This window comes from Streptomyces roseolilacinus, from assembly GCF_014649335.1.
Taxonomy (GTDB): domain Bacteria; phylum Actinomycetota; class Actinomycetes; order Streptomycetales; family Streptomycetaceae; genus Streptomyces; species Streptomyces roseolilacinus.
In genome coordinates this window covers 259,576-286,066 of the sequence record NZ_BMSV01000003.1, presented here as the reverse complement: position 1 = coordinate 286,066, position 26,491 = coordinate 259,576, and the positions used below count along the sequence as shown (strand labels likewise).

The following is a 26,491-nucleotide window of genomic DNA, read 5'->3' as shown; positions in this document are numbered from 1 at the left end:
AGGAGCACATGGCCAGCCGGAGCAGGTCGCCGGTCGCGGCCGGCCCTGAGGAGATCTTCACCGATCTGCGGGCCGTCGCCGACCGGGTACGGGAAGGGCTGACCCGGGAGGTCCCGGAGTCGGCGTACGAACCGCCCGCCGACCAGGCGCCGGGCGAGGAGATCGCCCGGTTCGCGGAGCGGGAGCGGGCCCGGGTGGTGGAGGCGGGGGCGCGCGGGCTGGAGAAGCTGGCGGCGGGCCGCGACGACGAGATCGGCGACGACGAGTCGTTCGGGATGGAGGCGATCGTCCTGCTGGAGGGGCGGCCCGCGATCCTCGTGCAGGACGCCGACTTCCCTCCGCAGGAGGGCGACTGGGCGGTGCTGAACGCCCAGCGGGCCGCGATCCGGCAGACCCTGGCCCGGGTGGGCCGGGTCGACGTGTCCGGGCACGTCAGCCTCGACTGGGTGGGCACGGCGTTCCTGGTCGGCGCGGACGTGGTGATGACGAACCGCCATGTCGCGCTGGAGTTCGCGCGGGACGGCGGCTCGGCGCGGTGGGCGTTCCAGCCGGGGCTCGGCGCGGCCCTGGACCTGACCCGCGAGTACGGCGCGCTGCCGGGCGCGGGCGGGTCGGCGTACGCGGTGACGGAGGTCATCGGCATCCACCGGGACGTCGACATGGCGCTGCTGCGGGTGGCCCCCGCGCCGGGCGGGCAGGCCCTGCCGACCCCGCTGGCCGTGGCGGCGGACGCCCCCGCCGACGTGCCGGGCCACCCGGTGTACGTGGTGGGGCACCCGGCGTGGGACGGGCGGCGCAACGAGCCCGAGGCGATGCGCCGGATCTTCATGGACATCTACAACGTGAAGCGGCTCCAGCCGGGTACGGCCAACCAGCTGCTGGCGGAGCGCAACGTGCTGACGCACGACTGCTCGACGCTGGGCGGCAACAGCGGCTCCCCCGTCCTGGACCTGGCCGACCACCGCGTCCTGGGCCTCCACTTCGGCGGGCGGTACGGCTTCGGCAACTACGCGGTGCCCCTGTGGTCGATGCTGGACGACCCGCTGGTGCGGAGCGCGGAGCTGAACTTCGTCTGAGGCGGGGCGGCGGGGGCGCGCCCCGGAGCGCGGGGCTCCGGGGCGCTGGTGGGGGGTGGGCGGTGACCCCCGGGGGTCACCGGGTGGGCGTACCGCCCGGTGCGGCCCCGGCCCGTCGCCGGACCAGGACGAACCTGGCCCCGCAGGCCGCGGCGACGGCGGCCGCGACGGCTGCCGCGAGGCCGGTGGCCGAGCCCCCGCCGGGGCCCGCCGTACCGGAGCCGGACGCCGTACCGGAGCCTGCCGCCGTACCGGAAGCGGGCGCGACAGCCGAGCCGGACGCCGTGCCGGGCGCCGTACCCGGGCCGGGGCGGGTGCCGGGGGCGGGGCCCGGCGCGGTGGCGGGGCCGGCGGACGGTCCCGGGGCCGAGGGCGGGCGGGACGCCGGGGTGCCGGGTGGGACCGTCACCCGCTCCCGCGCGCGGCCCAGGCCCGGGTGGCCCACCTCGACGGTGACCTCCCAGCGGCCCGGCGGCAGCGCCTCGGCCGTCGTGTAGCCGGTCGCCGTGCCCGCCGCGCGGACCAGCCGCCACGGGCCGAGGGCCGTCCGCCCGTCGGCGCTGACGGCGTTCACCGTCGCGGCGACCCGCTCGTCGACGGGGTCGCCGTCGCCCGCCCAGGTGACGGTCGCCGCGAGGTGCCCGAACGACTGGCCGGTGACGTCGACCTCCAGGCCGCCGCCGTGGGCGTGGGCGCCGCCCGGCGCGGCCAGCCACAGGGCGGGTCCGGCGAGGGCGGCCGCCGCGGCGGCGCGGAGGGATCGGACGGGGCGGGTCACGGCTTCTGCACCGTCCACACCTGCGCGGCGCCGCCCGCCGGGTGCTGCAGCTCGATCAGCCAGGAGCCGTAGTACGGGCGGTCGCTGACGCCCAGCACGTACCGGCTGTCGCCCGCGGTCACCGTCACACCGCCGCCGGCGGCGGGGGTGACCCGCCACCGCTGGTGCGCGGCGCCGCCGCACGGCTGCTGCGCCACCCACATGCCGGCCGACGGGGTGCCGCCGGGCTGGAGGCACTTGCCGGAGACGGCGGAGCGGATCCGGGTGTGGCCGCCGCCCGCGTCGTCGAAGTACCACTGCTGCTGGGCGTAGCCGTTGCGCTGCGAGCCGACGAGGACGGTGCCGTCGGCGGTGCGGCCGCCCCAGACCTCGGCGGCGTTGCCGGTGGCGCCGTTGGCGAGCACGTACCGGGTGCCGGGCGCCGGGGTCGTGGCGCCACCGCCGCCCGTCGTGCGGAACGAGGTGGCCCGGCCCGGCCGGCCGTCGCGGCCGGAGGCGTCGCGGACGGAGACGGCGACCGTGTGGGCGGTGCCGGGGGCCAGGTTGTGGAGGCGGGCGCTGGGCGCGTCGACCCAGCCGGCGGGACGGCCGTCGAGGTGGACCTGGTACCAGGCGGCACCGGGGACGGCGCGCCAACTGGCGACGGCGGAGTCCTGGGCGATCCGGCCGACGGTGACGTCGGGGCCGGCGGCGGGGCCGGTGCCGCCCGTGGGGGTGGGCGTCGGCGTGGGGGTGGGTCCGGGCCCGGGGCCGTTGCCCTTGTGACCCATGAGGAACTGGTTGTCGGCGACGTTCCAGTGCGTGGCGAGGTAGCTGCCGGGCCTGGGGCTGGTGTGGAAGTAGTCGTCGTGGTTGCAGTCGAGCCGGTTCTCGTACTCCCGGTCACCGCACACGGTGCGCATCTTCGGGTAGTACGGGCTGTCCGAGTAGCACATGACGTCCCACTCGTCGGTGCAGTGGGCGCCGCGGCTGGTGTTGGGGGCGCTGTTGTTCACCGCGCCGAGGTTGTGGCCCAGTTCGTGGGCGGCGGTGTGGCCGCCCCAGCAGCCGGAGTCGGTACGGCCGTAGGAGGGGCCGAAGTTGCTGAGGTTGTTCTGGCCGGGCCGCTCGTCGCCGGCGAAGGTGCCGATGCCGCAGTAGACCTGCGCGTCCGCGAAGATCATGTACTTGCGGTCACGGCGGTCGAGTCCCTTCGCGGCGAGCGCGCGGTTGGTGGCGCTGAACTCGGCCAGGGCGGAGGCCGGGACCTCGATGTTCAGCACGGTGGGCGTGCAGTCGGCGGCCGTCACGTAGCGGATGTGGCGGACGCCGCCGGTGTCCCTGGCGCTCTCGGAGTAGATGAGGTCGGCGTCGGCCGCCCACTTGCGGAAGGACGGCAGGTACTGGGCGTACCGGTCCTGGCCGGGGGCGTGGACGTACACGACCTGCACGCGGTTGCCGGTGGTGCCGTCGCCGTCGCACTGCACGGTCTGCCCGGCGGGGCCGTTCGCGGCCGTGCGGGTGGCGGCGGGCGCGGAGGCGGCGGGCGGCTCCGCGGCGGCCCGGCCGTCCTTCGCCGCGGCCGCGGCGTCGGGGGCGGGCGCGGAGGCGGGCGCCTGCGGGGGCCGGGTGCCGTCCGCGGCCCGGCCGGGCGCGGTGGCGGGGTCCTCGGCGGGGACGGCGGCCCTCACGGCCGGCGGGGTGTCCTTCTTGATGTCGACACCGGGCGGCGGGGCGTCGGGGCCGTGGGTGCAGTGGCCGCTCCTGGTGCGGAAGACGCCCTCGCAGGCGTCGTTCTCGGGGGCCGGCGCGAGTCCCTCGTAGACGAGGCCCTTGCCGGGGTCGCTGCGGGGAACCTCGGTGATCGGCTCCGTCTTCTCGTCACGGGCGGGCTCGGCCGCCGGTTCGGGCGCCGCGCTCGGCGACGCCGCTGCCGCCGCGGGCAGGGCGAGCGACCGCGGGCCGTTCCCACCCGCGGCGGGCCCCTCGGCCCCGTACACCCCCTGGTAGGCCACCGCTCCGACGGTCGCCATCACGGCGACGGCGGCGGCCGCGAGTATGCGGCGGCGTGGCTTCCGGTGGGGCGTCTTCTTCATTCTTCGACGTCCGGACACGTTCGTTGCACCTTTCCTTGGTCCTTGGTCAGAGGACGGTGCGCGGAAGCCTGCCAGAGGAGAATTCCGGCAAACGCGACCAGCGGAACGAGTCCGTTCCGTGACCGTGACGCCTTATTTGACGAACACTCAATTCGCTTTCAGGGAAAGGGAGTTACGCGCGTCGCACGGAAGTGGTCCAGTCCTTTTTAAGGATGTCGTCACCGAATCGAGATATCCGCTGCCGCTATTTGAAACCGTGTCAACGGAACGTGTCACTCCGTCGAAATGCCGTGACTACGGCGCGTGGAGAATTCAGACGCCCAGACCGAAGAGGCGGGCGGCGTTGCGCCACAGCACCCGCTCCAGTTCGTCCTCGGTGAAGTGCGCGTCGCGGATCACCCCGAGCGAGACGCACGGGTCGATGAGGGTGGCGTCCGTCCCGAACAGGAGGCGTTCGACGGGCACCCCGGCCTCGCGGGCGTACGCGATGCGGCCCGCGTCGGTGGCGGTACGGCAGTGCTCCAGGTACAGCCGGTCGCACGCGGCCGCGGCGTGCGCCGCCTCGCGCCAGGCGTCGCCGCCCGCGTGGCCCAGGATGACGCGCAGGCCGGGGCGGGCCTCGACGAGTTCCGGCAGGAGGGTGACCTCGGTGCCCCAGGTGTGCAGGAGGAGCGGTACGCCCGCCTCGGCGACCACGTCGAAGGCGGCGGCCATCTCGGGCGAGCCGGGCAGCCGGCCCGGGTAGGTGGTGTGGATCTTCGCGCCGACGAACCGCCCGGTGTCGAGGCAGCGCCGCAGGTCGGTGGCGCTCTCCTCGATGCGGTTCGGGTTGACGACGGCGTAGCCGAGCAGGCGGGGCCGGGTCGCCAGCGCCTTGTACAGGGCGGCGTTGCCCGCGACCGCGTCGTACACGACGGCCTCGGACGCGGAGACGAGCTGCAGGTCGATGCCGTACCGGTCCATCTGGCGGAGGTTGGCGTCGGCGTCGCCGGACGTCAGGTGGAACGGCCAGTGGCCCACGTGGGCGTGCACATCGATGATCGGCATCAGGCGAGCAGCTCCTCGACGTTCCTCGTGGCGATCGCGGCGCGGTCGTCGGCGGAGATGTCGGCGTACCGCAGCTTCAGCGTCTGGGGCGAGATGTCCATGAAGGGCGTGCGCGAGCCGAAGACGAGGTGGCGGGCGCCCACGGACCCGACGACCCGCTCGATGGAGTCGGGCCCGGAGAGCATCCGGGTGGTGGCCCGGAAGCCGGGCTCGTCGCGGGCGAGGAGGAGGAAGTCGGCGAGGACGTACGCGTGGAGGTCGAGGAACACGACGTCGGCGCCCCGGCCGGTGAGCGGCGGGCCGAAGCGGCGCGGGTCGCCGTCGTGGAGGAGGACCATGCCGCGTTCGACGGCCAGCCGGACGACCCTGCGGTAGCCGGGGAAGTCGGGTTCGGCGCCCTGGTCGACGGTGAACAGGCGCAGGAACCGGACGCCGGCGGCGGCGAGGTCGTCCAGGCGCGCCTCGGCGGTGAGGGCGTCGCGCACGTCGACGGTGCCGACGGGCCGGAGCTCGGGGCAGCCCGCGAGGTCGCGGAGCGTCTCGGCGTTGCCGCCCGCGTCGTCGAAGAGGGGACCGCGCGTGGAGAGCGCCAGCGCCCCGGCGACGGGCGAGCCGGCGAGCCGGGCCCGCACCTCGGCCAGGTCGGTGTCGCGGTGGTGCCGGGGCCAGGGGCCGTACAGCACGTCGACGTCCCAGCCGACGTACTCCTCCGCCGTGGGCCGCAGCCACGCGTACCCGCTCACACCGCCCCCTCCCGTCGACCACTTGTGACCAGGCCCGAAACTAGAACGCCGGACAGGCCCCGTCAATGAGGCGGGGCCCCGCCGGGCCGCCCCCGCGCGTGCCGTGCCCCGGCCGTCCCCCCGGGGCGGGCCCCCACGTTTGGCGCGGCGGGCGGGGAGCACTCGTCCCGCGACGGGGAGCACGCGTCCCGGCAGGGAGGAGGGAGGCCGTCGTGATCCTGGAGGAGGTCGTCCTGCCCGCGGCGGACGGTTCCGCGCTCCGCGGCGACCTGGCGCTGCCCACGTCGCTGCCGGTGATGGTGGTGTTCGCGCACGGCAGCGGGAGCTCCCGGCACAGCCCGCGCAACCGGGCCGTGGCCGGGGCGCTGCAGAAGGCGGGCATGGGCACGCTGCTGATGGACCTGCTCACGGAGCGGGAGGAGCGCCACGACCTGCTGACCGCCGAGTACCGGTTCGACGTCGACCTGCTGTCGTCGCGGGTCGTGGCCGCGGTCGACTGGCTCGCCGACGAGCCCGCGACGCGGTCGCTGGGAGTGGGACTGTTCGGGGCGAGCACCGGCGCGGCGGCGGCCCTGCGCGCGGCGGCGGAGCGTCCCGTGCGCGTGCGGTCCGTGGTGTCGCGCGGCGGGCGCCCGGACCTGGCCGGGGACGCGCTGGCGCGGGTGGCGGCGCCGGTCCTGCTGGTCGTCGGCGGGGAGGACCCGGAGGTACTGCGGCTGAACCGCGAGGCGGCCGAGCGGCTGAGGGTGCCGTACCGGGTGGAGGTCGTCCCCGGCGCCGGCCACCTCTTCGAGGAGCCGGGCGCGCTGGACCACGTGGTCCGCGTGGCGCGGGAGTGGTTCCGGCGGCCGGGCGACGACGCGTTCGACCCGTTCGGCGGGCAGCCGTGACCGGCCGGGGCCGCGGCCCCGGCCACCCGGGCGGCACCGTGGTGAGGAGGGCGTGATGGAGCTGCGGTTCGAGGACCGGCGGGACGCCGGGCGCCTGCTCGGCGAGCGGGTGCGGGCACGGGCGGCCGAGCGGGGGTGGCCCGACCCGGTCGTGCTGGCCCTGCCGCGGGGCGGTGTCCCGGTCGGGGCGGAGGTGGCGCGGGCGCTCGGCGCGCCGCTGGACGTGCTGGTCGTACGGAAGATCGGGCTGCCCGGGCAGCCGGAGGTCGGGATCGGGGCGATCGCCGGGGAGGCGCCGCCCCTCTTCGACGAGCGGGCCCTGGCGATGCTCGGCATCACCCCGGACGAGCTGGGTGCCGCCGTGGCGCGGGAACGCGCCGAACTGCACCGGCAGGAGGCCCTGTACCGGCGCGGCACCCCGGGACCGGACCTCCGGGAGCGGGCGGCCGTCCTGGTCGACGACGGCCTGGCGACGGGCGTCACGGCCCGCGCGGCGGTCCGGCTGCTGCGGGACGAGAAGCCCGAGCGGCTGGTACTGGCCGTCCCGGTGGGCGACCGCCGGGCCACGGCGGAGCTGCGGGCGGAGGTGGAGGACCTGGTCTGCCTCTCGGAGCCGGCGGACTTCCGCGCGGTGGGCCTCTGGTACGAGGACTTCGACCAGGTGTCGGACGACGAGGTGCTCCGGGCGCTGGCCGACCTGTCCGCCCCGGACCGCCTCCGCCCCGTCCGCCACCGCTGAACCCGGCCGACGGCGCCCGCTGGGCGCCCCCGTGGACGGCGTCCGGCGGCCGGCCCGGCCCAGGGGGGGATCACATCGGTGGGCCGTCGTCCGTGCCCCACTCCCCGCCGGTCGCCTCGCGGGCGACGCGGCGCCACTCGGCCGGCCCGCCGGGCAGCGGCCAGGCCCAGGTGGGCCGGGTCGCCGTGTGCAGTTCCCCGAGGTGGCGGGCCAGGGAGGCGCCCGCGGTCGCGGTGCCGTCGGGGACGGCGGCGCCGTGGCGGGCGCGGAGCCCGGCGAAGCGGGTCAGTTCGGCCTCGTAGCGCTCCACCGCCCGCTCCGTTCCGGCGGCCACCTCGTCGCCCGGCGCGGTGCGGTGCAGGTGCAGCAGAGGGGGCGCGGTCGACTCGGCGATCGCGGCGGCGAGCCGGGCGTGGCCGTCCAGGACCACGTGGCAGTCCAGGCCGCTGACCCACCACAGCAGGACGGGCGGGAGGGTGCCGTCGCGGGCCTGCTTGCGGTACGCCTTGACCCTTCCGTCGCCGTGGCCGGGCATCGGCCGCAGCGGGAGGATCTCCCACGCGTGGGAGTGGAGGAACCAGTCGACGTACCCGCCGGGATGCCCCTCGACGATCATCTCGCCCCAGTACTCGGTCAGCGGCCGGCTGCCGTGGTTCCCGTGCAGGAGCGGGCTCTCGGGCGACAGCAGCCACCGCCCGTCGTGCAACGGGCCCTCCGGCGTGCCGAGCAGGTGCTCCGCGAAGCGGTGCGCCCAGCGGTCCGGCCGCCCGGCCAGGTCCCGTCCGGCCACGGCCCGCGGCGGGGGGACGACGGAGCGGTAGGCGTCGGTGCGCCGGAACCCGACCCCGCCGAGGTCGTCGTCGACGGAGGCGAGGAGCACGGGACGGCCCCCCTGGGTGAGGAGGAGCCGCCGCCCGGCACTGAACAGGCACAACCCGGGCCGGCGGCGGGAGCGCACATCCAGGGACAGGCCCGTCCAGGTGCCGTCGTCCCGGACGAGGTCCGTGCGTCGCATGCCGGAAACCCTAGACGGGCCTCCCGGCCCCCGCCCCGGCGGGATCCGGGAGGCGGGCCCGGTCCGGCGGTACCGTCACGGCGGTGACCACGAGGGTCCCGTCGACGGCCCACCGCCCGGTGAACCCCTCCGCCGGCACCCGGGGGTCGTACTCCAGGAGCCGGGCGGCGAACGTCCCGTCGGTCGCGAAGGTCAGCTCGGCCCCCTCGTGGCCCAGCCAGCGGCGGGTCAGCGGGAACCACGCCTTGTACACCGACTCCTTCGCGCTGAACAGCAGCCGGTCCCAGTGGACTTCGGGCCGCGTCCGGGCCAGCTCCGCGAGGTGGGCCCGCTCGCCCTCCGACGCGACCAGGCGCAGGACGCCGTCCGGCAGCGGCAGGTGGTCCTCGGCGTCGATCCCGAGGGACCGCAGGTCGGTGTCGCGCGCCACGGCCGCCGCCCGGTAGCCCGCGCAGTGGGTCATGCTGCCGACGACCCGGTCCGGCCACACCGGCGCCCCGCGCTCGCCGCGCGGTATCGGGACGGGCCCGAAGCCCAGTCCGGCGAGGGCCCGCCGCGCGCACCACCGGGCCGTGGTGAACTCCCGGCGACGCTTGTCCACCGCCCGGCTCACCTCCTCGGCCTCGGCGCCGAGCAGCGGCAGGTCGGGCGGGTCGTGGAAGGCCTCGGCGACGGACACCGCGGACGGCAGCAGCAGGTCGATCACGGACGTTCGCCCCCCATGGCACAGCGATGACACCCCGGCGAGGACACCCTCCCACACCGGCGTGCGGTCAGATCATTATCTGAACGGATGAAAACGCCGGACGCCTGGCGGTGGTGTCCCCCGCTGCTGGAAGGGATCACGCGGCAGTGACCCCACCACCTCCAGGGAGCGAACCATGCTGTGCGCGCAGGGAAGAAGACCCGGCCGCCGGGGCGTCCTCGCCGTCTGCCTCCAGGTCGTCGCCGCGGCCGCCCTGATCGGTTCCGCCGCCCCCGGTGCCGGGGCGGCCGACGCGCGGACGTGCTTCGGCGCGGCCGCCACCCTCCCCGGCACCACGGGCACGCCCGGCGACGACGTGATCGTCGGTACGCCGGGCGCGGACGTGATCGACGGCGGCGGGGGCGACGACGTGGTCTGCGGTGGGGGCGGCCGTGACCGGATCACCGGCGGTACGGGCGACGACCGGCTGTTCGGGGACGACGGCGACGACCGGCTGTTCGGCGGCGCGGGCCACGACGTCCTGGTCGGCGACCACGGGGCGAGGACCGGCGACGCCACCGGTACGGCCGGCGCCGACCGGCTCGACGGCGGACCGGGCCTGGACACGATGGTGGGTGACGCCTTCGCCCTGCAGGGCACCGCCTCCGGCGCCGCCCCCGACGTGCTCTTCGGCGGACCGGACGACGACTCGCTGGTCGGCGACAGCCGCGGCGACCACGCCACCGGCGGCGCCGACGACGTGCTGGAGGGCGGGGAGGGCCATGACGGTCTCGTCGGGGACGCGTTCGGCGTGTACGAGGCGTCGGGGGCCGGCGACGACGTCCTGCGGGAGGGGCCGGGCGAGTTCGGCGACGCGACCGGGGACGGTGTCGCCCTGGTGGGCAGCGCCCGGGGCGCGGGCGGCGACGACTTCATCGACCTGGGCGAGGACGGCGGTTTCGGCGCGTGGGGTGACCACCAGGCGCCCACCGGGACGGCGGTCGGCTCCGGCGACGACCGCATCCTGGGCGGCTCGGCCGCCGAGTACGTCCTCGTCGGGGACAGCGCCGTCGGCGACCCCACCGGCGCGACGGGCGGGAAGGACCTGGTGCAGGGCCGCGGCGGTGACGACCGGTTGTTCGGCGACAACGTCGACGGCGCCACCGCCGCCTCGGCCCCCGTGGGCGGCGCGGCCGACCGCGTCGACGGCGGCGCGGGGGACGACCTGCTGCGCGGCGGCCCCGCCGACGACCGCCAGGACGGCGAGGCCGGCACGGACGACTGCGACGGCGAGGCCGGCGCCGACACCGAGATCGCCTGCGAGACCTGACGCGCCCCGCGCGCCCCGACGCGCCCCGGACGCGGCCGCGCCGGCGTCCCGCCCGGACGCTCGCCCGCCCGTCCGCCGGCCCGCACCCTGGCGCCGGCCCCGCACTGTGGTGATCGCCGACGGGGTCCGGCCGCCCGCGGCGACCACCACGGTGTGCCCGCGGTGATCGCCCCGGTGAGGCGCGGCCGTCCGCCCCCCCTTCTGCCCGAGTACGCGCTCCCGTCCCCCCGCCCCTCGGCGCAGCGGCCGGACAGGGGCACGGACCGGACAGGACAGGGCAGGGGCACGGGTGCACCGGTGGCCGTGGGCCGCTGCCCCCGGCCTTCGACCGGTGCGCCTACGCGGTCACGGCGCTAGCCGGCGTCCTTCTCCCGGGCCTCCGGCCCCGGCTCCGTCTCCCTCTCCTCGGCGGACCGCTCGCCCTCCGCCTGGGACGGGGTCGTCCGGGCCACGTCGGGGTGCTCGTCGACGTCCGGCTCCCGTTCGCCCTCCGCCTGGGACGGGGTGGGGTAGCCCCACGCGTCGCTCATGGGGTCGTTCATGTCACGCCTCCGGGATTCGCCTGTTCCGCCCACCCCGGCACGGGGGGGGCGCGGACACGGGTACCCGGACCGGCGGCTTCCCCACCCCTCGCTCCGGGGCGTCCCGCGCGGCGGTCGGCCACCGGCACCGGTGGGGCCGCCCCGGGGTACGCCGCCGCACGGATGGCGCCCTCCCCGTGGCGGCACGCTCCTCCGCCACTGAACCGATCAAGCCTCCTCTCCAAGCCCCTTCCCCCTCACCTGAGCAGGATTTACTAAACACGGGCTTAACTCCACGGCTCGGCTAGACAACGTTGTCACCTTCCGGGCACAGTGATCCCTCGCGGGTCGACCGGCCCGCGCTACCCGCGACGGAAGGCTGAGGCGATGGTGTACGGGGCTCTGGACATCGGCGGTACGAAGATCGCCGGGGCGCTCGTCGACCCGGAGGGCCGCCTCGTGGCCCGGGCTCAGCGGCCGACGCCCGCCCACGAGCCGGCCGAGGCGCTGATGGGGGCCGTCACCGCCGTCCTGGACGAGCTCTCCGCGCACCCGGCGTGGGCGTCCCTGGACCGCGTGGGCATCGCCTGCGCGGGCCCGGTCGACACGGCCGCCGGGACCGTCAGTCCGGTCAACATCGCCGGGTGGCGCGCGTTCCCCCTGGTCGAGCGGGTGCGGGCCCATCCGCGGATGCCCGCCGGCATACGGCCGGCGCTGGTCGGCGACGCGGTCGCCATGACCGCCGCCGAACACTGGCTGGGCGCCGCGCGGGGCGTGGACAACGCGCTGTGCATGGTGGTGTCCACGGGCGTCGGCGGCGGGCTCGTCCTCGGCGGGCGGCTGCACACCGGCCCCTCGGGCAACGCCGGTCACATCGGCCACATCTCCGTGGACCTCGACGGGGAGCCGTGCCCGTGCGGGGGGCGCGGGTGCGTGGAGGGCCTGGCGAGCGGTACGGCGATCGCCGCCCGCGCCCTGGCCGCCGGGTGGACGCCTCCCCCGGGCACCGCGGCGACCGCCGCCGCCGTCGCGGACGCCGCCCGCGCCGGCGACGCCACGGCCCGCGCCGCGTACGACCGGGCCGCGCAGGCCCTGGCCGCCGGGATCGCGGCGACCATCACCCTCGTCGAACTGGACGTGGTGGTCGTCGGCGGAGGCGTGGCCCAGGCCGGTGACACGCTGTTCGCCCCCCTGCGGCGGTGGCTGGGCGCGTACGCGGTGCTGGGCTTCGCGCGCGACGTGCCGGTCGTGCCCGCGGAGCTCGCCCTCGACGCGGGGCTCATCGGGGCGGCCGCCGCGGCGGCCCACGCCGGACCCCGGCCCGTGCCGCACGCACCGGCGAGCTGACCCCGCGCACGCCCCGCGTACGACCACCCGGCCCCGCGCACCACGCGTACGACGAGCCGACCCCCGCACGCCACACGCACGACAGGCCGCTCCCCTCCACCGGTCACGCACACGGCGAGTCGGCCTCCGCACCCCACGCGCGTGCCGGCGGGCCGACCCCTCCCCACACGACACCGCCCCCTCCGCATCCGAAGCCCCCGCCCGCCCCCGCTCCACCGCCCCGCCGCCCCGGGTGGCACGCCCCTCGGCCGGCCGGTCGAAAGGAATCCGCCCGTGGACCGTCTCGACAACACCATCCGCGCCTACGACTGGGGCTCCCCCACCGCGCTGCCCGAACTGATGGGGACCGTCCCCGACGGCACGCCCCGGGCGGAGCTGTGGATGGGCGCCCACCCCTCGGCCCCCTCCCTGGTGACGCGGGGAGGCCGCCCGGTGCCGCTCGACGAGGTCGTCGCCGCCGACCCCGGCGCCGAGTTGGGCGACGCGGTCGTGCGCCGGTTCGGGCCGCGGCTGCCGTTCCTGCTCAAACTGCTCGCGGCCGACTCGCCCCTGTCGCTCCAGGTGCACCCCGACACGGCGCGGGCCGCCGCCGGCCACGCGCGCGAGAACGCCGCCGGCGTGCCCCTGGACGCGCCGCACCGCACCTACCGGGACGCCCACCACAAGCCGGAGATGATCGTCGCGCTCGGCCCGTTCGAGGGCCTGTGCGGCTTCCGCCCGGCCCGCGAGTGCGCCGGACTCCTCGACTCCCTCGGCGTGGACGGCCTGGCCCCGTACGTGAGGGCCCTGCGTTCCGGGCCCGAGGAGGAGGCGCTGCGGGAGGTGTTCTCCGCGTTCCTCACCTCCCCCGACCCGGCCCTGCTCGCCGAGGTCGGCAGCGCGCTGGGGCGGGCGGCGCGGGCGGGCGGACCGTGGTGGCGGGAGTGCGCGGCGTACGAGGACGTGGCCCGCGTCCACCCCGGCGACCCGGGGCTGCTCGCGGCCCTGATGGTGCGGTGGGTCCGACTCGCCCCCGGGGAGGCGCTGTTCCTCGGGGCGGGCGTCCCGCACGCGTACCTGCGGGGGCTCGGCGTGGAGGTCATGGCCGGCTCGGACAACGTGCTGCGCTGCGGGCTGACGGCCAAGCACGTGGACGTGGACGAGCTGCTGCGCGTGGTGCGCTTCGCCGCCGGCCCGGCCGGCGTCGTGCGTCCGGTGGTCCTCGACGACGGGGAGGAGGTCTACCCGGCGCCGGTCGACGACTTCCGGCTGTCCCGGCTCCGGCCGGGCGCGGCCCGCGCCGCGTACCACCTCGACGGGGCCGGTCCGCAGATCCTCGTGTGCACCCACGGCCGGGTCCGGCTGGCCGGCCGGAAGGACGAACTGGTCCTCGGGCCGGGCGCCTCGGCCTACGTCCCGGCCGGCGAGGAGGTCGCGGTCACGGGAAGCGGAACGGTGTTCCGGGCCACCGCCGCGGTGGGACGAAGCGCTCCGACCGGACGTCCGCAGCCCCTGCGCCAGATGAACGACAACTAAACTTAACCGGTTTCGCCCCAACGGTTGTCTGGGTCGTGCTCTCGCCCTAGCCTCTTTTCCAGTCGCCGGACGGACCGTGAACCGCCGCCGTACGCACGCCTTTTACCGGGAGCGCGTACGGCATTCCCCTCCGGCGCCCGCTCTTCCCCCGCCCGGTCCCGGAGCCGCGATCACGGACCGGTCGGCGGGAACACGTCCCGGCACCCCGACGCGCCCTTTCCGTGCATACGCGTCGGCCACCGGTGGGCCCCGCGCCCCGAACACTTCGCGGGGAACGACCGGAACGGCCGGGAGCACAGCCCGCAAGGAAACCGCCGGCCGTACGCCGGGGGACGCGCGCGTCCCCCGGTGTGCGCGCGACCACGTTGGGAGCAGGAAATGAGAAGGAGACTGGCCACCGCGGCGGGAGCGCTGCTGGCCGTGGCGGCCTCGGTGCTCACCGCCCCGTCGGCCGCCCGGGCGGCCGACGCCGGGACCGCGGCCGCGACGGGGTTCCAGGTCAGGGACGGCCGGCTGCTGGACGCGAACGGCGGCGACTTCGTCATGCGCGGCGTGAACCACGCCCACGCCTGGTACGCGTCCACGACCCCGAAGGCGCTGAAGGACGTCAAGGCGCTCGGCGCCAACACGGTCCGCGTGGTGCTCGCCACCGGCGACCGCTGGACGAGGAACGACACCGCCGACGTGGCGGCCGTCGTCGACCGGTGCAGGCAGAACCGGCTCGTGTGCGTCCTGGAGGCGCACGACACGACCGGGTACGGCGAGCAGGCCGGCGCCGTGACGCTGGACCGCGCCGTGGACTACTGGATCGGCGTGCAGAGCGCCCTCAAGGGCCAGGAGAAGTACGTCGTCCTCAACATCGGGAACGAACCGCACGGCAATTCCGGATACACGGCGTGGACCTCGGACACGTCCGCCGCGATCAGCCGGCTCCGCACCGCCGGGTTCACCCACACCCTGATGGTGGACGCCCCGAACTGGGGCCAGGACTGGTCCTTCACCATGCGGGACAACGCGCAGCGGGTGTTCTCCGCCGACCCGGCCCGGAACACGGTGTTCTCCATCCACATGTACGGCGTGTTCGACACGGCGGCCGAGGTGCGCGACTACCTGAACCGGTTTGTCTCCGCCCGTCTCCCCCTCGTCGTCGGCGAGTTCGGGCACGACCACTCCGACGGGAACCCCGACGAGGACGCGATCATGGCCGCGGCCGAGGAGCTCGGCCTGGGCTACCTGGGCTGGTCGTGGAGCGGCAACGGCGGCGGCGTCGAGTACCTCGACATGGCCGTCGGCTTCGACCCCTCCCGGCTCTCCCCGTGGGGCGAGCGGATCTTCCACGGCCCGAACGGCATCAAGGCGACCTCCCGCGAGGCGAGCGTCTACTCCGGCGGCGGTGGCGACACCACGGCCCCCACCGCGCCGGGCACCCCGACCGCCTCGGACGTCCGCTCCGGCAGCGTGACGCTCGGCTGGGCGGCCTCCACCGACGACACGGCGGTCACCGCGTACGACGTGGTGCGCCTCGACGGCACGGCCGAGACCCGCGTCGCGACGTCCACCGCGAACAGCGCGACCGTCACCGGCCTGACGCCGTCCACCGCGTACTCCTTCGCCGTCTACGCCCGCGACGCCGCCGGCAACCGCTCCGCGCGCTCCGCCCCGCTCGCCGTCACCACCGCGCCCGGGCAGGCCGCGGGCGCCTGCGCGGTCACGTACCGCGTGAACGAGTGGAGCGGCGGCTTCAACGCCGACGTCACCGTCCGCAACACCGGTACGGCGGCGGTGAGGGGCTGGCAGCTGGACTTCGCCTTCCCCGGCGACCAGACGGTGCGCTCCTCCTGGAACGCCAAGGTCGTCCAGCAGGGCACCCGGGTGCGGGCCACGCCCGAGCCGTGGACGGACACCATCCCGGCGGGCGGCAGCGTGAGCTTCGGCATCAGCGCCTCGTTCACCGGTGTGAACGGCGCGCCCACCGCCTTCACCCTCGACGGCGCCCCCTGCGCCGGGGGGTGACCCCGGCCGGGTACGACGGAGGGCCGCGCCCCGGCCGGGGCGCGGCCCTCCCGCGTGCGTCAGGCGGGCCGGCCGGGCGCGGGCGCCGGGGCGGTGGACCCGCGCGGGGTCAGCGTCGGCGTCGGCACCTGGTGCGGGCCGGTGTGGGTGCCGTCGACGACGTCGAACAGGATGCGCGCCACCTCCGCGCCGAAGTGGTGCACGTCGTGGCTCATCGCGGACAGCGTGGGGTGGGTGATCCGGCACAGCTGCGAGTCGTCCCACGCCAGCAGCGACAGGTCGTCCGGTACGACGAGGCCCATCTCCGCGGCGACGCCCGCGCCCGCGACGGCCATGATGTCGTTGTCGTACACGATCGCCGTGGGCCGGTCGGCGGCGAGCAGCAGGGACCGGGTGGCCCGGGCGCCCTCCTTCTCGTCGAAGCCCGTCGCGATCTGCCGGCCCTCCTCCAGCCCCAGCCCGCGCACCGTCGACCGGAACGCCTCCGCGCGGATCGCGCTGTGGCCGAGCTCCGCCGGGCCGCCGACGCGGGCGATGCGGCGGTGCCCGAGGGCCGCCAGGTAGCGGACGGCCTCGCCGACCGCCGTGGCGTCGTCCGTCCACACGGCGGGGAAGGCCCCCGTCAGGGACGGGTGGCCGACGGCGACGGCGGGCAGCCCGAGGGCCTGGAGGGACGGGACGCGGGGGTCGTCCTGCCGGAAGTCGACGAGGATGCCCCCGGCGATCATGCGGCCGCGCCACCAGTGCCGGTAGAGCGCGATCTCCTCGTCGACGTCGCGGACCAGCCGCAGCAGCAGGGAGCAGGAGCGGTCCGCGAGGACGCTCTCGATGCCGGAGATGAAGTCCATGTAGAACGGCTCTATGCCCAGCAGCCGGGCCGGCCTGCACAGCGCCAGGCCGACGGTGTCGACCCGCTGGTTGGAGAGGCTGCGCGCGGTCGCGCTCGGCGCCCAGCCCAGCTCGCGGGCGGCGGTGAAGATCCGCTCGCGGGTGGCGTCGGACACGCCCGGCTTGTGGTTGAAGGCGAGCGACACGGCGCCCTTGGACACCCCGGCCCTGGCGGCGACGTCCTTGATGGTGACGCGCTCCGGCGGGCCGCTCACGCCGTGTCCACGCAGAACAGGGCGGAGCGGACGTCCGAGGCGTCCCGGGCGCCGCAGCCGGAGACCCGGATGCGGGTCCGCTCGCCGGGCAGCAGGGTCTGCGGGCCGCGGTCGGCGGTCGCCTCCGGGCCGAGCCGGTCGGCCTGGAGCAGGAGGTCTCGGACGAGAGTGTGCGCGCTCACCACGACGTCGACTCTATCCTCCCGGCCCGGCACCGGCTCCACCGTGACGTCGTACCGGGGGCGGGGGTAGGCGAAGTCCTTGTCGGGCACCGGGAAGTGCAGGGCGCGCAGCCCGTCGGCGTCGGCGACCAGGAACTCCTTCGCGGAACCCGCGGCGGGCGCCGCGCCGTCGGGCACGGGGAGGCGGACGACGGAGCGCGGTTCCACGGCGACGTCGAGCACGGCGCGGTGCAGGGGGGTGCCGTCCGCCGCCTGGCGGCGCAGCGTCACCGAGGCGTGCCAGGGCTCGGCGGACTGGTTGACCACGGCGAGGACGGGGCCGTCGGCGCCGGGCAGCAGGGTGAGCAGCCGGTCGGCGTAGACGCGGCGCAGTTCGTGGTAGAGCGGTTTCGGCCGGCCGTCGCCGTCGATGGCGGCCCAGGAGCTGACGGGCCAGCAGTCGTTGAGCTGCCAGACGACGGTGCCGGCGCAGACGGGCCAGTGGGCCCGCCAGTGCTCGATGCCGGCGGCGACGGCGCGGGCCTGGACGATCTGGGTGAGGTAGTGCCAGCGGTCGAAGTCGTCCTCGGGGAGCGGGAAGTGGCGCTCGACGCCCCGGTTCAGCTTGCCGTTGCCGTCCTCGGCCTTCTGGTGGTGGAGCATGCCGGGCGAGTCGGGCGCGAGCCGTTCGCCGGGCAGGGCGCGCCGGAGGGTGGCCAGCGCGGGCGGCGCCTGCCAGCCGAACTCGGCGACGAAGCGCGGCACGCTCGCCCGGTACTCGGCGTAGTCCTGGCGGTTCCACACCTCCCACGAGTGGTGGGTGCCGTGCGCCGGGTCGTTGGGGTGGTGGTCCCAGGAGCCGGACCAGGGGCTGCCGGCGGTGTACGGGCGGGTGGGGTCCAGTTCGGCGACGATCCGGGGCAGCAGGCCCAGGTAGTAGCCCTCGCCCCAGGAGTCGCCGGCGAGGGCGGGCTCCCATCCCCAGTCACGGAAGCCCCACAGGTTCTCGTTGTTGCCGTTCCACAGGACCAGGCTGGGGTGCGGCATGAGCCGGACGACGTTGTCCCGGGCCTCGGCCTCGACCTCGCCGCGCAGCGGCTGCTCCTCGGGGTAGGCGGAGCAGGCGAAGAGGAAGTCCTGCCAGACCATGAGGCCCAGTTCGTCGCAGGTGTCGTAGAAGGCGTCGTCCTCGTAGATGCCGCCGCCCCACACCCGTACGAGGTCGACGTTGGCCTCGGCGGCCTGGGTGAGGCGGGTGCGGTACCGCTCGGGGGTGACGCGGGAGGGCAGGACGTCGTCGGGGATCCAGTTGACGCCGCGGGCGAAGAGGCGGACGCCGTTGACGACGAGGGTGAAGCCGGTGCCGTGCTCGTCGGCGGAGCGGTCCAGTACGACGGTGCGGAAGCCGATGCGGCGCCGCCAGGTGTCGAGCGGGCCGTCGTCGCCGGTGAGGACGACCTCCAGGTCGTACAGGGGCTGGTCGCCGTGGCCGCGGGGCCACCACAGGCGCGCGTCGGGCACCTCCAGCCGCAGGACGGCGCCGTCGCCGGTCACGGTCGTCTCGGCCCGCGCGGTGGTGCCGGCGACGCGGGCGGAGGCGGTCAGCGGCCGCCCCTCGCCCCGCGCGGTGCGTTCCAGGTCGAGCCGGACCTCGACGCGTCCGGTGCCGTCCGCCACGGTGACGAGGGGGCGGACGCGGGCGATGCGGGCGGTCGACCAGTGCTCCAGCCGGACGGGGCGCCAGATGCCGGCGGTCACCAGGGTCGGCCCCCAGTCCCAGCCGAAGCCGCACGCCATCTTGCGGATGTACTGCGAGGGCTCCGGGTAGACGTTGGGGCGCTCCCCCGTCACGGCGCGCACGGCGGCCGCCTCGTCGTAGGCGGAGGCGAAGCGGACCTCCAGTTCGCCGGTGCGTCCGGTGACGTCGAAGCGGTGGCCGCGGTGCATGTTGCGGGTGGTGCCGACCGGTTCGCCGCCGAGGGTGATGTGCGCGGCGGTGTCGAGGCCGTCGAAGACGAGGTCGGTGCGCTCGTGGGCGCTGTCGTGGGCGAGGCGCGCGGTGTAGGTCCACTCCTGCCGGCCGACCCAGGCGACCTCCGTCTCGTTGAGGCCGACGAACGGGTCGGGGATGACCCCGGCGGCCAGCAGGTCGGTGTGGACGCAGCCGGGGACGCGGGCGTCGAGCAGCGCGTCGCCGTGGCGCAGGCTCCAGCCCTCGGTGAGCTGCGTGGTGTCCTTCATGGGTGCGGCTCCTTATCGCCTGGCACAGGCCGGGTCGGATGTACGACGGCGCACAACCTAACCCGCCGATCACCCTCTGTCCATAAACCGGTATAGCTTCTCTCGTCGACGAGAAAAGCCGTCAAGTACCTGCGCACGCCCGCCGATCAGCGCAGTGACGGTAACGATTGGGCATCACGCTGGAAACCGGAGCTTTACCGGTTCACATCCGGCTGACATAGTGCCGACATCCCACCGGCAGAGCTGAGCCGCAATCCTGAAGGAGCTGGGCACATGGGGAAGAAGAAGGCGCTCACGGGGGCGCTCCTCGCCACCGCGATGCTGACGGCCGCGGGGTGCGGGGGCGGGGGCGCCCCCTCCGGGGAGACGGCGGCCGCGCCGTCCTCCCCCGGCGACGTCTCCGGCGAGATCAAGGTCCTCACGCACCGCACCGACCTCGTCCAGGACGGGACGATGGACCGGTACGCCGCCGAGTTCAACAAGACCCACCCCAAGGTGAAGGTGACCTTCGAGGCGCTCACCGACTACGAGGGCGAGGTCAGGATCCGGATGAACACCGAGGACTACGGCGACGTCCTCATGATCCCGGGCGCCGTCGCCAAGAACGACTACCCGAAGTTCTTCGCCCCGCTGGGCACCAGCGAGGAGCTGGGCGCGAAGTACCGCTTCAGCGACAAGACCGACGTGGGCGGCAAGGTCTACGGCATCGCCCAGTTCGGCACCGCCAACGGCTTCCTCTACAACAAGGCCGTCTGGCGGAAGGCGGGCGTCACCGACTGGCCGACCACCCCGCAGGAGTTCCTCGCCGACCTCCGGGCGATCGAGGCGAAGACGGACGCCGTCCCGTACTACACGAACTTCAAGGACGGCTGGCCGCTGACGGCCTGGAGCAACAGCATCGGCTCGGTCACCTGCGACGCGAAGGCCAACGACAGGCTGGCCGGCCCGGTCTCCCCCTGGAAGGAGGGGAGCGAGCTGCACGTCATCGACTCGCTGCTGCACGACGTCGTGAAGGGCGGCCTGTCCGAGAAGGACCCCGGCACGACCAACTGGGAGGCCTCCAAGGGCATGATCGCCAAGGGGCAGGTCGCCACCATGCACCTCGGGTCCTGGGCGATCACGCAGATGCGGGACGCGGCGAGGAAGGCGGGCACGGACCCCGCCGAGATCGGCTTCATGCCGTTCCCCGTCCAGAAGGACGGGAAGTTCTGCGCGACGGCCGTCTCGGACTACCAGCAGGCGGTCAACGCCCACTCCGCGCACAAGTCCGCCGCCCGCGCCTGGATCGACTGGTTCACCGAGAAGTCGGGCTACTCCGCGAAGGAGGGCGCCATCTCCGCGGTGAAGGCAGCCGCCATGCCGGACACGCTCGAGGACTTCGGTGACAACGATGTCAAGTTGGTGGAGCGGTCGGAGGCGGAGACCGGGAAGGTCAACGCGATCGACAACGCCGCCGAGATCGGCCTGGCCAAGCCGGACTACCGCCGCCAGCTCGTCGACATCGCCCGCGGCGCGCAGAAGGGCGACCTGCGGGGCTTCTTCGCCGACCTCGACAAGAGGTGGGACGAGGCCGCGAAGACCGCCGGTTCCTGACCCCGACGCGACGGGCCCCGGCCGCACGGCACCGGCCGGGGCCCCTCCGCCCGCAGACGCGGACACGAAAGGCCGACATGACCGAGACAACCGACACCGCCCCCGGGCGGGCCGCCGGGGGGAAGACGCGAGCGACGGGCCGCCCCGCCCGTCCCGGCCGCACGCCCACGGGCCCCCGGCGGCGCTCCTGGCGCGACGCCCCGCTGCGGCGGGCCACCCCGTGGCTGTTCCTGGCGCTGCCGCTCGCCCTGCTGATCACGTTCACCTACGTCCCCGTGGCGAACATGGTCTTCTACGGCTTCACCGACTGGGACGGGATCAGTCCGGACCGGAACTTCACGGGCCTCGACAACTACGTGCAGATCTTCACCCGCCCCGAGCTGTTCCGCGTCTTCCTCGTCAGCGGCTACTACCTCGCGGCGTCCTTCCTCCAGATCGCCGTCGCGCTCTACTTCGCCACCGTCCTCAGCTTCGACCTGCGGTTCCGCAACCTCTTCAAGGGGATCCTCTTCTTCCCCTACCTGATCAACGGCGTCGCGATCGGCTTCGTCTTCCTCTACTTCTTCCAGGACGGCGGCACGCTCGACTCCGTCCTGGCGTGGCTGGGCGTGACCACCGACCATCCGTGGCTCGGCGATCCCGCCTCCGCCAACACCTCCCTCGCGGGGGTGTCGGTGTGGCGCTACACGGGACTGAACTTCGTCCTGTTCCTCGGCGCGATCCAGTCCGTCCCCGGGGAGCTCTACGAGGCCGCCCAGCTGGACGGGGCGAGCAGGTGGCAGCAGTTCCGCCACATCATCGCCCCCGGCATCAAGCCCGTCCTCAGCCTCAGCGTCATCCTGGCGATCTCGGGCTCCCTGTCCGTCTTCGAGATCCCGTACATCATGACCGGCGGCGCGACCGGCACCTCGACCTTCGTCATCCAGACGGTCAAGCTCGCCTTCCAGTTCAACAAGACCGGCCTGGCCTCCGCCGCCGCCGTGGTGCTGCTCGCGGTCATCCTGCTGATCACGTGGATCCAGCGCCGGCTCGTGCCCGACGACAAGGTGGACCTCACATGACCTCCGACCCCGCCGCCGCACCCCCCGCCCGGCGCCGCCGCCCTCCCGTCGGGACCGCGTTGACCTACCTGTCGCTGGTCGCCGCCTCGGTGGTGGTGCTGCTGCCGCTGGCCGTGGTGTTCCTGACGTCCCTGAAGACGTCGGAGGAGGTCGCGGACGGCGGCGCGCTCTCCCTGCCGGGGAACTGGCTCAACTTCGAGAACTACGCCACGGCCTTCACCGACGGCGGCATGCCGGCCGCCTTCGGCAACACGGCGTTCATCCTGTTCTTCTCCATCGGCGGGACCGTCCTCATCGGCTCGATGACCGCCTACGCGATCGACCGCTTCGACTTCCGGGCGAAACGGCCGGTCATGGCGCTGTTCCTGGTGGCCACCCTGGTGCCCGGCGTCACCACGCAGGTCGCGACCTTCCAGGTGGTCAACAGTTTCGGCCTGGTGGACACGCGCTGGGCGCCGATCCTGCTCTACATGGGCACGGACATCGTGTCGGTGTACGTCTTCCTGCAGTTCATCCGCTCCATCCCGACCTCGCTGGACGAGGCGGCCCGGCTGGACGGCGCGAACGCCTTCACCATCTACCGGAAGATCATCTTCCCGCTGCTGAAGCCGGCGATCGCCACCGTCGTGATCATCAAGGGGATCACCACCTACAACGACTTCTACATCCCCTTCCTCTACCTGCACTCCGAGGACCTCGGCACCGTCTCCACCGCCCTGTTCCGCTTCAAGGGCCCCTTCGGCGCGCACTGGGAGGCCATCTCGGCGGGAGCGATCCTCGTCATCGTGCCGACGCTCGTCGTCTTCCTGCTGCTCCAGCGCTGGATCTACAACGGGTTCGCGCAGGGCGCCACGAAGTAGCGCCAGCCCCGTCACCCGTCCCCGCCGCACGGCCGGGAGCAGGCGCGGGGGGCGGGCGGCGGGGGCGGGGCGGCGGGCCGGGGTTTCGGGTCAGGGACAGGGCCTGGCCATGTACAGGGCCCGCTCGCCCCGGGACGGCGTCCCGTCGTACAGGGCGGCGTCGAGGCCGCAGAGGGAGAAGCCCATGCGACGGTAGGCGTGGACGGCGGGGGCGTTGACGCTGCTGACCTCCAGCCACAGGTGGACGGCGCCGCACTCCCGGGCGAACTCCGCCGCGCACTCCATCAGTCCGCGCCCCAGCCCGCGTCCCCGGTGCGCGGGGGCGACCTCGATGTCCTCGACGACGAGCCGCCGGTTCCACGCGGAGTGGGAGACGGCCGCGAACCCGGCGACCGTCCCGTCCCCGGCGACGGCGACGAACACCCGCCGCCCGGCACCCCCGCCGTCGTCCTCGCCGTCCTCGTCCCCGTCCCCGTCCCCGTCCCGAGAACCCGTCCTCGCGCACGGCGACCTCGAACACGGTGTCGGTGGTGAAGGACCCGTCGATCGCCTCGACGGCGGCGCCGTCCTCGGGCCGGGCGGGACGGAAGACGTAGGCGTGCTCGGAGTTCATGCCACCGACGCTACGACGCCCCCGCCCCCCGACCGCCTGCTTTCAGCCGACGCGGCCGGCGGTCCAGTGGTACGTCACGTCCGGTTCGTTCTCCTCGTTGCGGCTGCCGTCGTCGAACACGCCGGCGGTGAAGCCGTGGCGCTCGTAGAACGCGCGGGCTTCCGCGTTGCGCTGGAAGACGTGGAGGGACAACTGCTCGGGGGAGGCTTCCCGTACGGCCTCCAGGAGGGCCGACCCGATGCCCCGGCGCCGTACGTCGGGCCGCAGGTACAGGTGGTCGAGGACGGTGCCGTCGAGGGCGGCGAACCCCACGACCCGGGCCGGATCGCCCAGTTCGGCCACCCAGACGGAACTGCCCGGCAGGACCACGCCGTCGATCCAGGCGCGGGTCTCCTCCGCGCTGTGGAGCCTCGGCAGGTACGGCAGGGCGGCGGCCCGGGAGGCGAGGAAGACGGCGGTGACCGCCTCGCCGTCGGCGGGGGTGGCCACGCGGACGCGTACGGTCTGCGCGCTGCTCGGGTGGGACGGCATGGGGTCGCTCTTCTCTGTCAGGGCCGCTGTGTGGGGGCGGCTGCGGTCCGGCCACTGGGCCGGGGCCCGCCGAAGGCGGCCCCGCACAGGTCCGGGCGGGCGGCGGGCCGGTACGACGCGTCTCAGCGGTCCGCGGCGTACCGTACGAACCGGCCCCAGCCTTCGCGCCCGACCGCGAGGGCGGCACGGCCCGCGTCCTTGGAGTCGCGGACGTGGACCGCCTGTTCGGTGACGGCGACCTCCACGCAGTCGTCGCCCGCCGAGCCGCTGTGACTGGACTGGAACCAGGCGAGTTCCGTCGTGCTCACAGCGCTCCTCGCAGTCGCTCCGACAGGTCCCGCGAGTCCTTGGGGGTGAGGGCCTGCGAGCGCAGTGTGTCACAGCGCTGGTGGAGGAGGCTCACCTGTTTCGGGCCAGTGATGAGCCGCCCGTTCTCCTGGCCCTCGGAATAGGCCACGCGCCGCCCTTCCGGTGTCCCCAGCAGCCGCACCGGACCATCCGTGCAGGCGTGCAAGTCCGCCCCCAACGGCAGGACTTGCAGCGTCACGTTGCGCCGCGCGCCCTGCGCCAACACGTGGTCGAGCATCCCGCGCCTCGTCTCCGCGTCACCGAAGCAGCGCCGGAACACCGGCTCCTCCACGATGAAACCGAACGGGACGTGGATCCGTTCGCGCAACATCTCCTGACGTTCCAGCCGGGCGGCCACCTGGGCCTCCAGCTGTTCATCGGACAACGGTGGAATCCGGTACCGGAACACCGCCCGCACGTACGCCCCCGACTGCAACAGCCCCGGTACCAACCTGCACTCGTACGTGCACAGGCTCACCACCGTCCTCTCCAGCCGGGCCCACGGGTCCGGCCGGGCACGCGCCCGGCTCCCCGGACCGGTCGGGGGGACGGGTGCGGCGGACCGGGCGGTCCGGCGTGGTCGGGTAAACCCGACCCCCAGGTCTCGACCTGGCCGTCATGACCGGACGGCAGGGGGCCGGTGGGATGGAGGGGTGCTTACTCCGCCGACGCGAACCCCCGTGGAAGCACCGGCCGTCGTGGTGCCGTACGGACCTCACGACCCGCCCGGTCCCGGTTCCCCGGGGTGCCGGGCGCGCACCCGCCGCACCGCCCGAACCGTGGATGCGCCCGTCCGCGCCCTCGACCGGCCGACGCTGCCGCCGGTGAAGCGCCCCCCTCGCCACCGACGACTGCCGCAACCACCTGTCCGCCCCTCCCACGAAGGCAACCACCACCCATGAGCACCACCCTGATCGTCACCAACGACTTCCCGCCCCGTCAGGGCGGCATCGAGACGTTCGTCCACGCCATGGCGACGCGCGTCCCCGGCGACGACGTGGTCGTCTACACGTCGAGCGAGCCGGGCGCCGCCGCGTACGACGCCACCCTGCCCTTCCCGGTGGTCAGGGACCCCGGCCGGATGCTGCTGCCCACCCCCCGCGCGTCCCGCCGCGCCCTGGAGATCGCCCGGCACCACGGCTGCGACCGGGTCTGGTTCGGGGCCGCCGCGCCGCTGGCCGCGATGGCGCCGGTGCTGCGGCGCGGCGGCGTACGGCGCACGGTCGCCACCACGCACGGCCACGAGATCTGGTGGGCCCGCACCCCGGGCGCCCGGCGGGTGATGCGGCGCATCGGCGACCACGTCGACGTCGTCACGTACCTGGGCGAGTACACCCGGCGCCGCATCGCGCCCGCCCTGGGGCCGCGGGCCGAACTGGTGCGGCTGGTGCCGGGCGTGGACGCGGCGGCGTTCCGGCCCGCGCCCGACCGGGCGCGGCAGGTCCGCGAGCGGCACGGCATCGCGGACCGGAAGGTCGTCCTGTGCGTCTCGCGGCTGGTGGCGCGCAAGGGCCAGGACACGCTGATACGGGCGCTCCCGTACATCCGGCGGACCGTGCCGGACGCGGTGCTGGTGATCGTGGGCGGCGGTCCGGACGAGGCACGGCTGCGTACGCTCGCACGCCGGCACGCCGACGGGCACGTCGTGTTCACCGGGGGCCTGGACCACGCCTCGACCGCCCCGTACTACGCGGCGGCCGACGTGTTCGCGATGCCGTGCCGGACGCGGAAGGCGGGGCTGGAGGCGGAGGGGCTGGGCATCGTGTTCCTGGAGGCGGCCGTCGGCGGCCTGCCCGTGGTCGTCGGCGACTCGGGGGGTGCGCCGGACACGGTCGTCGACGGGGTGACGGGCACGGTGGTCGACGGCAGGGACGTGCGGGACGTGGCCCGCGCCGTGTCGGCGATCCTGCGGGACCCTGAGCGGGCCGCGGCGATGGGCGCGGCCGGCCGGGCGCGGGTGGCGGAGCAGTGGTCCTGGGACGCCTCGGCGAAGCGGCTGGCACGGCTGCTCACCCCGGAGCAAGATCACTGACGAAACGTCACACGCCCAAGCTCACTTGGAGGTTGGCGCACGACAGCGGCTGACACTTTTTCAGAACCCGGTGGGCGAACGGCGTACGCGTCCGGACGGCGTCCGCCCGCCACCGGTGTCAGACCACCACGGCCAGGTCGCCGGTGTCAGACCACCGCTGTCAGACCACCGCTG

The 26,491-nt window shown here is 74.9% G+C and carries 23 protein-coding genes and 1 pseudogene; 11 read left to right on the top strand and 13 right to left on the bottom strand.

The genetic code is table 11. The features are described from left to right. Positions 1 to 8: 8 nt before the first annotated feature. A complete protein-coding gene (locus tag IE106_RS08625) occupies positions 9 to 1,076 on the top strand; it encodes a trypsin-like serine peptidase (protein ID WP_189531598.1) in 1,068 nt (355 codons plus the stop codon). 76 nt (positions 1,077 to 1,152) lie between these two features. Here the strand turns inward: IE106_RS08625 and IE106_RS08620 are convergent, their stop codons facing one another. From IE106_RS08620 to IE106_RS08605, 4 genes are all read right to left on the bottom strand, one after another. Next, entirely contained in the window at positions 1,153 to 1,854 is a 702-nt protein-coding gene (locus IE106_RS08620) for a hypothetical protein (protein ID WP_189531596.1), read from the bottom strand. After that, on the bottom strand, positions 1,851 to 3,929 hold the full coding sequence (locus tag IE106_RS08615; protein ID WP_229840190.1) for an RICIN domain-containing protein: 2,079 nt from the start codon (positions 3,927 to 3,929) through the stop codon (positions 1,851 to 1,853). Before IE106_RS08615 ends, IE106_RS08620 begins: the two co-directional genes overlap by 4 nt. Before the next feature lie 312 nt (positions 3,930 to 4,241). Further along, positions 4,242 to 4,976, bottom strand: coding sequence for an amidohydrolase family protein (locus tag IE106_RS08610; protein WP_189531594.1), 735 nt, complete (start codon positions 4,974 to 4,976; stop codon positions 4,242 to 4,244). After that, positions 4,976 to 5,719 carry an amidohydrolase family protein gene (locus IE106_RS08605; protein ID WP_189531592.1) on the bottom strand — a complete coding sequence of 248 codons (744 nt, stop codon included), beginning with the start codon at positions 5,717 to 5,719 and terminating at the stop codon, positions 4,976 to 4,978. The genes IE106_RS08610 and IE106_RS08605 overlap by 1 nt, the downstream gene beginning before the upstream one ends. A gap of 215 nt (positions 5,720 to 5,934) precedes the next feature. Here IE106_RS08605 and IE106_RS08600 point away from each other — a divergent pair, with 215 nt between their 5' ends. Together IE106_RS08600 and IE106_RS08595 are read left to right on the top strand one after the other, a co-directional pair. After that, on the top strand, positions 5,935 to 6,609 hold the full coding sequence (locus IE106_RS08600) for a dienelactone hydrolase family protein (RefSeq protein ID WP_373295930.1): 675 nt from the start codon (positions 5,935 to 5,937) through the stop codon (positions 6,607 to 6,609). 61 nt (positions 6,610 to 6,670) lie between these two features. After that, positions 6,671 to 7,348, top strand: a complete 678-nt coding sequence (locus IE106_RS08595; RefSeq protein WP_189532220.1) for a phosphoribosyltransferase — start codon at positions 6,671 to 6,673, stop codon at positions 7,346 to 7,348. Between the two features lie 70 nt (positions 7,349 to 7,418). Here IE106_RS08595 and IE106_RS08590 read toward each other — a convergent pair whose 3' ends face one another. Then, the gene (locus IE106_RS08590) at positions 7,419 to 8,363 is read right to left on the bottom strand and encodes a hypothetical protein (protein ID WP_189531588.1); all 945 of its coding nucleotides are present in this window, start codon (positions 8,361 to 8,363) and stop codon (positions 7,419 to 7,421) included. A 10-nt stretch (positions 8,364 to 8,373) separates the two neighbouring features. Continuing rightward, positions 8,374 to 9,069 carry a 4'-phosphopantetheinyl transferase family protein gene (locus tag IE106_RS08585; RefSeq protein WP_189531587.1) on the bottom strand — a complete coding sequence of 232 codons (696 nt, stop codon included), beginning with the start codon at positions 9,067 to 9,069 and terminating at the stop codon, positions 8,374 to 8,376. 175 nt (positions 9,070 to 9,244) lie between these two features. Here IE106_RS08585 and IE106_RS08580 point away from each other — a divergent pair, with 175 nt between their 5' ends. Further along, positions 9,245 to 10,378 carry a calcium-binding protein gene (locus tag IE106_RS08580; RefSeq protein WP_189531586.1) on the top strand — a complete coding sequence of 378 codons (1,134 nt, stop codon included), beginning with the start codon at positions 9,245 to 9,247 and terminating at the stop codon, positions 10,376 to 10,378. Between the two features lie 353 nt (positions 10,379 to 10,731). Here IE106_RS08580 and IE106_RS08575 read toward each other — a convergent pair whose 3' ends face one another. Next, positions 10,732 to 10,920 (bottom strand): hypothetical protein, encoded by a 189-nt coding sequence (locus tag IE106_RS08575; RefSeq protein WP_189532281.1) that lies wholly within the window; start codon positions 10,918 to 10,920, stop codon positions 10,732 to 10,734. Positions 10,921 to 11,286: 366 nt separating this feature from the next. Between IE106_RS08575 and IE106_RS08570 the strand changes: the two genes are divergently transcribed. The 3 genes from IE106_RS08570 (at position 11,287) to IE106_RS08560 (ending at position 15,774) form a co-directional block, all read left to right on the top strand. Then, entirely contained in the window at positions 11,287 to 12,246 is a 960-nt protein-coding gene (locus IE106_RS08570; protein WP_189531585.1) for an ROK family protein, read from the top strand. Positions 12,247 to 12,519: 273 nt separating this feature from the next. Further along, complete coding sequence (gene manA / locus IE106_RS08565) at positions 12,520 to 13,761, top strand: mannose-6-phosphate isomerase, class I (protein WP_189531584.1); 1,242 nt, start codon at positions 12,520 to 12,522, stop codon at positions 13,759 to 13,761. Between the two features lie 378 nt (positions 13,762 to 14,139). Continuing rightward, positions 14,140 to 15,774 (top strand): cellulase family glycosylhydrolase, encoded by a 1,635-nt coding sequence (locus IE106_RS08560; protein WP_189531583.1) that lies wholly within the window; start codon positions 14,140 to 14,142, stop codon positions 15,772 to 15,774. Between the two features lie 59 nt (positions 15,775 to 15,833). Here the strand turns inward: IE106_RS08560 and IE106_RS08555 are convergent, their stop codons facing one another. Beyond that, positions 15,834 to 16,877, bottom strand: coding sequence for a LacI family DNA-binding transcriptional regulator (locus IE106_RS08555; RefSeq protein ID WP_189531581.1), 1,044 nt, complete (start codon positions 16,875 to 16,877; stop codon positions 15,834 to 15,836). Then, positions 16,874 to 19,279: a glycoside hydrolase family 2 protein gene (locus IE106_RS08550; protein ID WP_189531579.1), complete on the bottom strand. Its 2,406-nt coding sequence runs from the start codon at positions 19,277 to 19,279 to the stop codon at positions 16,874 to 16,876. Before IE106_RS08550 ends, IE106_RS08555 begins: the two co-directional genes overlap by 4 nt. A 273-nt stretch (positions 19,280 to 19,552) precedes the next feature. Here IE106_RS08550 and IE106_RS08545 point away from each other — a divergent pair, with 273 nt between their 5' ends. The 3 genes from IE106_RS08545 (at position 19,553) to IE106_RS08535 (ending at position 22,793) form a co-directional block, all read left to right on the top strand. Further along, positions 19,553 to 20,872, top strand: coding sequence for an ABC transporter substrate-binding protein (locus IE106_RS08545; protein WP_189531578.1), 1,320 nt, complete (start codon positions 19,553 to 19,555; stop codon positions 20,870 to 20,872). A gap of 77 nt (positions 20,873 to 20,949) precedes the next feature. After that, positions 20,950 to 21,933: a carbohydrate ABC transporter permease gene (locus IE106_RS08540; protein ID WP_189531576.1), complete on the top strand. Its 984-nt coding sequence runs from the start codon at positions 20,950 to 20,952 to the stop codon at positions 21,931 to 21,933. Further along, complete coding sequence (locus tag IE106_RS08535) at positions 21,930 to 22,793, top strand: carbohydrate ABC transporter permease (protein ID WP_189531574.1); 864 nt, start codon at positions 21,930 to 21,932, stop codon at positions 22,791 to 22,793. The genes IE106_RS08540 and IE106_RS08535 overlap by 4 nt, the downstream gene beginning before the upstream one ends. A 90-nt stretch (positions 22,794 to 22,883) precedes the next feature. Here IE106_RS08535 and IE106_RS08530 read toward each other — a convergent pair. From IE106_RS08530 to IE106_RS08515, 4 genes and pseudogenes are all read right to left on the bottom strand, one after another. After that, positions 22,884 to 23,406, bottom strand: a pseudogene (locus tag IE106_RS08530) (GNAT family N-acetyltransferase). Between the two features lie 42 nt (positions 23,407 to 23,448). Next, a complete protein-coding gene (locus tag IE106_RS08525) occupies positions 23,449 to 23,937 on the bottom strand; it encodes a GNAT family N-acetyltransferase (RefSeq protein WP_189531572.1) in 489 nt (162 codons plus the stop codon). 122 nt (positions 23,938 to 24,059) lie between these two features. Continuing rightward, positions 24,060 to 24,245: a DUF397 domain-containing protein gene (locus IE106_RS08520; protein WP_189531570.1), complete on the bottom strand. Its 186-nt coding sequence runs from the start codon at positions 24,243 to 24,245 to the stop codon at positions 24,060 to 24,062. Then, positions 24,242 to 24,763 carry a DUF5753 domain-containing protein gene (locus IE106_RS08515; protein WP_373295921.1) on the bottom strand — a complete coding sequence of 174 codons (522 nt, stop codon included), beginning with the start codon at positions 24,761 to 24,763 and terminating at the stop codon, positions 24,242 to 24,244. Before IE106_RS08515 ends, IE106_RS08520 begins: the two co-directional genes overlap by 4 nt. Before the next feature lie 420 nt (positions 24,764 to 25,183). Between IE106_RS08515 and IE106_RS08510 the strand changes: the two genes are divergently transcribed. After that, entirely contained in the window at positions 25,184 to 26,317 is a 1,134-nt protein-coding gene (locus IE106_RS08510; RefSeq protein WP_189531568.1) for a glycosyltransferase family 4 protein, read from the top strand. Positions 26,318 to 26,491: the final 174 nt, after the last annotated feature.

What these genes read in the sequence shown, in the direction of transcription:
- IE106_RS08525 (WP_189531572.1), bottom strand. Translation starts at nt 23,937, where the DNA reads ATGCCGTCCCACCCGAGCAGCGCGCAGACCGTACGCGTCCGCGTGGCC.
- IE106_RS08580 (WP_189531586.1), top strand. Translation starts at nt 9,245, where the DNA reads ATGCTGTGCGCGCAGGGAAGAAGACCCGGCCGCCGGGGCGTCCTCGCC.
- IE106_RS08560 (WP_189531583.1), top strand. Translation starts at nt 14,140, where the DNA reads ATGAGAAGGAGACTGGCCACCGCGGCGGGAGCGCTGCTGGCCGTGGCG.
- IE106_RS08540 (WP_189531576.1), top strand. Translation starts at nt 20,950, where the DNA reads ATGACCGAGACAACCGACACCGCCCCCGGGCGGGCCGCCGGGGGGAAG.
- IE106_RS08510 (WP_189531568.1), top strand. Translation starts at nt 25,184, where the DNA reads ATGAGCACCACCCTGATCGTCACCAACGACTTCCCGCCCCGTCAGGGC.
- IE106_RS08545 (WP_189531578.1), top strand. Translation starts at nt 19,553, where the DNA reads ATGGGGAAGAAGAAGGCGCTCACGGGGGCGCTCCTCGCCACCGCGATG.
- IE106_RS08590 (WP_189531588.1), bottom strand. Translation starts at nt 8,363, where the DNA reads ATGCGACGCACGGACCTCGTCCGGGACGACGGCACCTGGACGGGCCTG.
- IE106_RS08535 (WP_189531574.1), top strand. Translation starts at nt 21,930, where the DNA reads ATGACCTCCGACCCCGCCGCCGCACCCCCCGCCCGGCGCCGCCGCCCT.
- IE106_RS08550 (WP_189531579.1), bottom strand. Translation starts at nt 19,279, where the DNA reads ATGAAGGACACCACGCAGCTCACCGAGGGCTGGAGCCTGCGCCACGGC.
- IE106_RS08615 (WP_229840190.1), bottom strand. Translation starts at nt 3,929, where the DNA reads ATGAAGAAGACGCCCCACCGGAAGCCACGCCGCCGCATACTCGCGGCC.
- IE106_RS08610 (WP_189531594.1), bottom strand. Translation starts at nt 4,976, where the DNA reads ATGCCGATCATCGATGTGCACGCCCACGTGGGCCACTGGCCGTTCCAC.
- IE106_RS08575 (WP_189532281.1), bottom strand. Translation starts at nt 10,920, where the DNA reads ATGAACGACCCCATGAGCGACGCGTGGGGCTACCCCACCCCGTCCCAG.
- IE106_RS08625 (WP_189531598.1), top strand. Translation starts at nt 9, where the DNA reads ATGGCCAGCCGGAGCAGGTCGCCGGTCGCGGCCGGCCCTGAGGAGATC.
- IE106_RS08570 (WP_189531585.1), top strand. Translation starts at nt 11,287, where the DNA reads ATGGTGTACGGGGCTCTGGACATCGGCGGTACGAAGATCGCCGGGGCG.